We start from the raw sequence: 7,397 nt of genomic DNA, 5'->3' as shown, positions 1-7,397 counted from the left end.
AGGGTCCAGAGGTTAAATACCTCTCCCAAGAGACCGAATATATGGCTGCAATCTTGATTTCTGTTGGAAACATCAATTTCTGTAAAAACTTGGCTTGCAATTGGGGAGGAGTCCCTATATGACTCGAACACGAGTCTGAGAGAAATTTTTCAGGCCATCCAGAACTAAGGTTACGCCTGCGTCCCCCTGCCTTTACCCGAATCCCGGCGGGCAAAAATAAAGACAGCACTCATGGTATCTTTGGGCTTGGCTGGAATAGCCGCGTTGATTGTAGTCGGCGCACTGCTCACGCAAGGTCGGCCGCATATACCTCACTTCGACCAGGGCGTCAGTTACGGGTTATTGTTCGTGACGGGATTGTTGACCGGATTTCATTGCATCGGCATGTGCGGCGGCTTCGTGATTGGTTATACAGCACGGGAATCCGAGCAAACCAGCCCTTCCTATGTGATGGCCCACCTGATGTACGGTATCGGCAAAACACTCTCCTATGCCGCGATGGGGGCGGCATTTGGCTTGTTGGGGTCATTCGTGACTTTCACACCCTATTTATGCGGCGTTGCCCAGCTGGGGGCCGGTATTTTTCTGATTCTGTTCGGATTGAACAACCTCACTCACTTACGTTTTTTTAGGCTGTTCAGCCTACGCATGCCGTCTTTCCTGTCACGGTTCGTGTTCGTTGAGTCCAAAAAAAACAACAGCCCCTTCGTGATTGGCTTGTTGACCGGCCTGATGAACGGTTGCGGTCCTTTACAAGCCATCTATGTGCTGGCAGCTGGCACCGGCAGCATGGTGGAAGGTGCCAAGATGCTATTAGTCTTTGGGGCGGGAACCTTACCCGTCTTGTTGGGTTTCGGCGCGATGACCAGCTTGATTTCCCACAAGCTCAGCCAACGGCTGATCGCCTTATCCGGTCTCATCGTCATCGCCCTGGGATTGATGATGTTCAACAAAGGCTTGATGTTGACCGGTTCCGGCTATGATCTTCAATCGCTTTCACAGTCGATTAAGAATTAGCCTACCATCCCTGTTCGATGTGATTTATGGCAAGTTGATCTTGAAATAAAGGCTGAGACATAGCCAGAATTTTCGGCGGTTTGGGCTTATACCCCCATTCAGTGTTCCCCAATCGGCCCCGGTTTTTTAATTTGCTTCATGATATCCTCATTCCAGGCGCCCTCTACTTCTACTTCCGCTGCAGCACCGAGGAGCATAGCCTCGATTAGATTGTGGTTCAGATACATGTAGGTTCCTGGCTGGCGGAATTCGTACAACATGGCGATGGCTGAGCCCCCTGGAACGGCCCACGTCTCGAGGTTGGTTGCAGGAGGATCGGCGAAGGAACCTCCTCTCCAGACAAGATCGCCCTGCCCCCCAATCAGGTGAATGCGTGTATCGCGGTTCGCCTGTGAGTGGATAAAAAGCACCTTCTCCCCAACCCGAGCCTTGAGTGCATGCTCGCCTGTAAGCGCACCAACGCTTCCATTGAATACTTCGAAGGTGGGCGTGAGCGTCTTCATCACCTCCATCATGTTGCCAAACCCGGCGGCAGGTGTTACATAGGAATTGTAGGCGCCCTTCTCATCTTTGGGGAGGTAGAAATCCTGCTCGCCAATGTAGAATGCCCGATCATAGTGGATCTTTTTGCCTTGGGCGTCCCGAAGGCCGTCGCGCGGAAGCACCATGATTGCACCATTCATCCCGGAAGCGACATGGAGGGGAGTCATCACTCCGCCGGGTTCGCAGTGATAGACGAATACTCCGGATTTGATGAGCTTGAAGCGAAGTACGACTTCTTGTCCGGGAGCCACATGGGTCATTGCGCCGCCGCCCAGCGCCCCTGTTGCAGCATGGAAGTCGATGTTGTGGACCAATGTGTTCGTGCCGGGATTGACTAAAGTGAGCTCCACGTAGTCGTTCTGATGGGCGACGATCAGGGGTCCAGGAACCGTGCCGTTGAAGGTCAGCGCCCAAATGTTGGCGCCGTCGGAGGATACCTGCATCCGCTTCTCCTCGACTACGAGACGGATACGCACAATGACCGGCGGGCCTTTGGCCTCTTGGGTATGCACGGGGACGGCGGGCGGGGCGACGAGTTTTTCTTTAACCCGCTCCAGTGAATCTGCAGAAGGCTGTTCTGCCGAAAGAGCGACAGCCGAGTAAAGGATGACAAGAGCAACTCCGAAAAGGCTCGCCAGCATTCGCATTTGTTTCATCAATCTACCTTCCAGAGGTTCGTGGATTGCAAGCCCGACTGCTCTCAAACGCGAGCAATTACATTTATGCCTTAATATATAGACGGTCCTTGTTTCAAGCTACTAAAATTACCCCATAGCCCCATAGATTGATACCCCTTTTTCTGTTTGGCCTCGACAAGCCTTTGCCTCGCGGTCAGGGCTTTTTCCTCGGTATCAAACCAGTCTTTGCGCACGCTGCCTGGCGATCCAACCCTACCCCATTCCCGGACCAATGCCTACTCGCCTGATAAGCCAGGCGCCACAAATAACTGATAAAACCGGTGCATATCTTGCTCGGCATCATGCCGTACTAATAAATGTGATGCATGGCTTGCCTCAACTATTTGCTTTGTTGCGATACCAAAGCCGCTTCCCTGATGCGCATAATGGTTTGCCGGGTCGTCTTGAATTCACGCGCTAACTCAGCCACATTAATACCAGCCGCCAGTTTTTCCAGAACGGCTGTGCGTTCCGCCTTATTCAGTGCGGGTGGTCTGCCGAAGGGTTTGCCGGCCGCCTTAGCCCGGTTAATCCCTGACTGCGTGCGCTCAATCAACAGGTCGCGTTCAAACTCGGCGACCGCGGCAATCACCTGCATGGTCATCTTGCCCGCCGGGCTGGTCAGATCAACACCGCCCAAAGCCAGACAATGGACGCGTACGCCTAAACCTGCCAGCTGCTCGACGGTTGCTCGTACATCCATCGTATTACGCCCAAGCCGGTCCAGTTTTGTCACCACCAGAATATCGCCCGCTTTCATCCGGTCAATCAATTTGGTAAAACCAGGACGCTCCTTTGCCGCCGCTGAGCCACTGATGCATTCCTCAATCAGGCGCTGCGCTGCAATAGCAAAGCCTGCCGCCTGGATTTCCCTGCTCTGATTCTGAGTGGTTTGATCGGTCGTCGACACTCGACAGTAAGCAAAAACGTGTACAGCTCGCCGCAATCGGACACGACCCAAATTGATTCGAAGTCTGATAGTGCGTCGTCAACTCAAGCTGAGATGCCAACTTCGACAGTCGATGTCGGCCCAGTACGCCCGTTTGACGACATCAAACCATGGTAAATCTCAATCACCTAGGTTCAGAAGCGAACGCACTTGCCATGCTACCCGGTATTGAGCGTCGTGCTCGTCTCAGAATGGAGCGTTGGATCGGCTACACCCGTGCTAACCAAACACTAGCGCAGCTCGAAGCGCTACTCTCTGACGAACCCGGCAAGCTGCGTCCACAAAACCTCCTGATTATAGGCCCAAGTAACAACGGCAAAACGCTGATTCCGAAAAATTCCATCGAGCGCATCCCCAACAGATTTCCGATGATGGTGAACACGAGGTCATTCCAGTACTCATGCTGCAAATGCCAGCCGAGGCAACTGCTAACCGATTACACACAGCACTGCAGATTACACTCGCTACTCCCGTTGGCTTTTACGGTCGCAATGATATGCGCGAGGCGCAGACGTTGCGGCTTATGCGTACCGTCGGCGTACGCATGCTGATTATTGACGAGGTACATAATTTACTAGGCGCAACTGCCAGGCGGCAACGAGAGCTGTTGAATCTGCTCCGTTTTATTGGCAACGATCTGCGTATTCCTATCGTTTGTCTGGGCATTCGTGACGCTATCTTGCAATTCGCAGCGACGACCAGCTTGAGAATCGGTTTCATCCTTTGCTACTGCCACTATGGGAACAAGGAGAGGAATTCGCATGTCTGCTGGCTAGTTTCGAAACTGTTTTGCCTCTGCGTGAGCCCTCCCATTTATCAACCGCACCACTATACGAGCTGATTTTGCGCCGATCCGAAGGTACGATTGGTGAAATCGGCGCACTACTTACCAGTGCCACCGCAGCGGCATTACTGCATGGTGAAGAACGTATTAATTGCGCCGTCATTGAGCGTGCCGATTATCATCCTCCCAGTGTGCGCCTGCGCATGGTTGAACGGGAATTACGTTGAATAGGGCAGCATGCAGAAGCGCTGGCCGCTGCATCCAAAACCCCATTCCTACGAGACCTTGGAACAGTATGTCCGCCGACTTGCTGAGTGTTACGGTGCACGTTACGAACACTTTTGCCTGCGCGCACTTGGCATACCTGCCGACGATAGTCAGGCAAGGCGATTTCAGGAACCAACACCGGAATTACTGCGGCGACTATCCGATGGCACGGGTATTCCTGTTGGGCTGCTTGAGCAGATGACCTTACTGCGCATTTGGAATCGGTTAATGGACGAAATGCGTCAATACGCAGAAACACCTGAAGGTCAAGCTGAGTTAAAAGATTTCTCAAACCGGCTCCTGTCGCAAAACTCCTAAGTTTTGCGACAACAAAATAGGCATAGGCAGAATCAAGCTTTACCGTGTCGCAAAACTATGGTGCAAAAGCCTTCATTTATGATACATTTTTGCGACATTCTTTTGGAGTTATACGATGTTGATAGGTTATGCCCGTGTATCGACCGATGACCAGCATTTGGATCTTCAAAACGATGCCTTAAAAAAAGCAGATTGTCGTGTTATCTATGAGGAAAAAGCCAGTGGAAAAAATACCGGGCGGGTTGAACTTGAACAGTGTCGTAAGGCGTTGAGGGCAGGAGATACATTAGTCGTATGGCGACTGGACCGCTTGGGGCGGTCTTTGCCCGACCTGGTGCGAATTGTCGCCAAACTTGAACGGGACGGCATTGGCTTTGAGAGCCCGACAGAAAAAATTGAAACCACGAATGCCAACGGCAAACTGACGTTTCATATTTTTGCAGCCCTGGCTGAATTTGAAAGAAATCTGATTCGCGAAAGGACGCAGGCCGGGCTGACTGCCGCGAGAGCCCGAGGCCGGAAAGGCGGGCGAAAACCGGCTTTGGATGAAAAACAGATTCGCGAAGTAAGGGCATTGCTGCGCGATCCGTCGGTCAATATCACCAGTGTGGCTGATCGCTATGGCGTTTCACGCACCACCCTCTATAAATATGCTGCTACCTAGCCATCCCTGGATGAGAGCATAAAAACAGTGGCAGACCGGTGAGGGAAGTGTTGACGCGTATTCATCTGGAACGGCATGAGTCTGACAAAAACCTGCACCGGTTCTATCAGCTGCATGTCACGCCCGGCATTTTCGAAGATTGGGCCTTGGTCAGGGAATGGGGCCGGGTGGGCTCACCCGGTACGGTGCGCAAAGACTGGTTTGAGACCGAGGAAAAAGCCCTGACCGCGAGACAAAGGCTCGTCGAGGCCAAACAGAAAAAGGGGTATCAATCTATGGGGTAATTTTAGCAGCTTGAAACAAGGACCGCCTATATATAAGGAATAAGTATACTGCTCGCGTTTGAGAACAGTCGGGTTTGCAATCCACGAATCTCTGAAATAACAACGATAGTCAACTACCGACCCAAACGAGACAACCGGCGACCTATTTTCAGCGGCAGTTATAGATCCTCAACCAAACCTATATAAATTCGCATTATTGTCTCACTTTAACAGCAACAATGTTTTAGGAACTAGTCCCCTAGCTGGAGGGTTAAGTACGTTCCCCAACATAAGCGATAATACCGCCCTATTTAATTCCATTCCCGCTAATCTCAATTTTTGCCAATTAAATGTTGATTAATTTACTTAGTTAAATTAAATGGAACCATTTGAAATAAAAGCTTCCTAATTTTGACTATTACATTACAACATATACTCTTTCTCTTACTCAAGATAAATAGTATTGCGTAGTAGCATATACTCCTTCTCTTACCCAAGACAGGGAGCTTGTAGCTCTATATTATGTAATGAGAGGTTAATATGAATGTATTTACTCTATTTTTGGCGTTTTTCCTGGCTTTATCTCCTCTTTCCCAAGCTCACGCAGCTGTCAAAAATGGCGTTAGCTGGGTCATTCCAGTTACTGGTTCTATCAAAGTCATTGACCAGGCGTCTGGCTATTCGCCAGGAAAGATTTAGCAAGGGACCCTCGCAATAAAAGACTTTAGAGAGGACTCTGGGAAAGTGGTTGCCGATGGCGTTCTGTCTGGAACGGTACAAGGCAAGACTTTCTCCACTAATGTTTCGGTGCCCGTGAATGTAGGAAAAACACCCGTGACTGCATCCGCTGGTGGGATTACCACTCAGCAGGTAGGCTGTGATATTTTGAATTTGGACATTGGCGCCATAGATTTGAATCTACTTGGGCTAGAGATTCATATAGACCCTATTTCGATAGATGTAGAAGCTGACCCCACAGGTGGGTTAGTGGGTCAATTACTGAGCGGTCTGCTTTGCAATTTACTGCCCAATTTGGACCTGACCAATATCACCGCTGTCGTAGCCTTCCTGCTTCAACTATTAGCGATATTAGGATAAATTAAATCTAAACAAGGACTAAGTTAATGATCTGCATATATCAGCGATTAGCTAATTCGTCGCCGACGTATGCAGATCAACCTTTCCCTGACGAAACATGCATTACTAAGTGCGGTATCAAACAGAAGCTCTCACTTATTTAAGCCAGAATAACTCTAGCTTTGCATAAACTGCGGATGAAAAAAACAGGAATCAAAGCGCCCTAACCAATAATGGATAAAGAAAATGAGGTGCCCCCATGAAAATGCAACGACTAGGACTAGCGGGAGCATCGGTGCAGAAACTTACGGTTATGGTTTAATTTCAAGCCTGATCAACAAGATACTCCTACACCACTCGGGCATAGTCAGACAAGCTATTGCTGATCATGGGCATCTTGGCTTATTGTTTTTTATTACCCTATAATTTTCTGTTTTGTGAAACCGCAGGTTTCCGTTTAAATGCCCCCGCTAGTCCTAGGTGGATAGGCTTGCCGCGCCCGCAATTGCTCTGGCAGCATAACTGGTGCACTTTAGAGAAAACCCTGGCTGACTTGAAATAAGGGGCTGGCTTGGCGGCTCGTTTAATCGGTTTCACTGCCTGCGCGACCACAGCCGTAAATCATCAAAATAAGGGTGAGGCATGATGAAATTTTATTTCCCTATGAATCGCCATTCTATGAAAAGGGCCATGCTGATTAATAGAGAATTGCTCTAGTACAACAAACCGCAAATAACCCGTAATAAAAATCTTGTTTCACTCGATCAAGCCAAATGGTTATAGTAAACGTTATTGACAACCCGAGATAATGTCATCAGGGAACCGATGAAAAGACGAA

10 protein-coding genes and 1 pseudogene are annotated in these 7,397 nt (G+C 49.8%); 8 read left to right on the top strand and 3 right to left on the bottom strand.

What is annotated here, in order from left to right:
- Positions 1-231 precede the first annotated feature (231 nt).
- A complete protein-coding gene (locus tag HUX64_RS18935) occupies positions 232-1,017 on the top strand; it encodes a sulfite exporter TauE/SafE family protein (RefSeq protein ID WP_174627742.1) in 786 nt (261 codons plus the stop codon).
- Positions 1,018-1,115: 98 nt separating this feature from the next.
- On the opposite strand, the gene nirK is transcribed toward HUX64_RS18935, so the two are convergent.
- The 3 genes from nirK to HUX64_RS18920 all read right to left on the bottom strand — a co-directional run bounded on the left by nirK (position 1,116) and on the right by HUX64_RS18920 (position 3,183).
- Positions 1,116-2,216 (bottom strand): copper-containing nitrite reductase, encoded by a 1,101-nt coding sequence (nirK, locus tag HUX64_RS18930; RefSeq protein WP_217426628.1) that lies wholly within the window; start codon positions 2,214-2,216, stop codon positions 1,116-1,118.
- Between the two features lie 71 nt (positions 2,217-2,287).
- Positions 2,288-2,470, bottom strand: coding sequence for a WGR domain-containing protein (locus HUX64_RS20045; RefSeq protein ID WP_281355361.1), 183 nt, complete (start codon positions 2,468-2,470; stop codon positions 2,288-2,290).
- 107 nt (positions 2,471-2,577) lie between these two features.
- Complete coding sequence (locus tag HUX64_RS18920) at positions 2,578-3,183, bottom strand: recombinase family protein (protein WP_174627741.1); 606 nt, start codon at positions 3,181-3,183, stop codon at positions 2,578-2,580.
- Between the two features lie 113 nt (positions 3,184-3,296).
- Between HUX64_RS18920 and HUX64_RS20035 the strand changes: the two are divergent.
- The 7 genes and pseudogenes from HUX64_RS20035 to HUX64_RS18890 all read left to right on the top strand — a co-directional run bounded on the left by HUX64_RS20035 (position 3,297) and on the right by HUX64_RS18890 (position 6,580).
- Positions 3,297-4,027, top strand: a pseudogene (locus HUX64_RS20035) (TniB family NTP-binding protein).
- Positions 4,028-4,029: 2 nt separating this feature from the next.
- Entirely contained in the window at positions 4,030-4,197 is a 168-nt protein-coding gene (locus HUX64_RS20030; protein WP_246247150.1) for a hypothetical protein, read from the top strand.
- Between the two features lie 10 nt (positions 4,198-4,207).
- The gene (locus tag HUX64_RS18910) at positions 4,208-4,555 is read left to right on the top strand and encodes a TniQ family protein (RefSeq protein ID WP_281355360.1); all 348 of its coding nucleotides are present in this window, start codon (positions 4,208-4,210) and stop codon (positions 4,553-4,555) included.
- 115 nt (positions 4,556-4,670) lie between these two features.
- A complete protein-coding gene (locus tag HUX64_RS18905; protein ID WP_174627739.1) occupies positions 4,671-5,219 on the top strand; it encodes a recombinase family protein in 549 nt (182 codons plus the stop codon).
- Positions 5,220-5,266: 47 nt separating this feature from the next.
- On the top strand, positions 5,267-5,503 hold the full coding sequence (locus tag HUX64_RS18900; protein WP_246247149.1) for a WGR domain-containing protein: 237 nt from the start codon (positions 5,267-5,269) through the stop codon (positions 5,501-5,503).
- Positions 5,504-6,022: 519 nt separating this feature from the next.
- Positions 6,023-6,181, top strand: a complete 159-nt coding sequence (locus HUX64_RS18895; protein WP_174627738.1) for a hypothetical protein — start codon at positions 6,023-6,025, stop codon at positions 6,179-6,181.
- 45 nt (positions 6,182-6,226) lie between these two features.
- A complete protein-coding gene (locus HUX64_RS18890; RefSeq protein WP_174627737.1) occupies positions 6,227-6,580 on the top strand; it encodes a hypothetical protein in 354 nt (117 codons plus the stop codon).
- Positions 6,581-7,397 lie beyond the last annotated feature (817 nt).

Source organism: Candidatus Methylobacter favarea (assembly GCF_902806695.1).
GTDB classification, from domain to species: domain Bacteria; phylum Pseudomonadota; class Gammaproteobacteria; order Methylococcales; family Methylomonadaceae; genus Methylobacter_B; species Methylobacter_B favarea.
Note: the sequence above shows the minus strand (reverse complement) of the source record. Positions and strands in the feature narration are given on the sequence as shown.

Coding starts and splice junctions, on each gene's coding strand:
- HUX64_RS18895 (WP_174627738.1), top strand. CDS start 6,023: ATGAATGTATTTACTCTATTTTTGGCGTTTTTCCTGGCTTTATCTCCT.
- nirK (WP_217426628.1), bottom strand. CDS start 2,216: ATGAAACAAATGCGAATGCTGGCGAGCCTTTTCGGAGTTGCTCTTGTC.
- HUX64_RS18935 (WP_174627742.1), top strand. CDS start 232: ATGGTATCTTTGGGCTTGGCTGGAATAGCCGCGTTGATTGTAGTCGGC.
- HUX64_RS18905 (WP_174627739.1), top strand. CDS start 4,671: ATGTTGATAGGTTATGCCCGTGTATCGACCGATGACCAGCATTTGGAT.
- HUX64_RS18910 (WP_281355360.1), top strand. CDS start 4,208: ATGCAGAAGCGCTGGCCGCTGCATCCAAAACCCCATTCCTACGAGACC.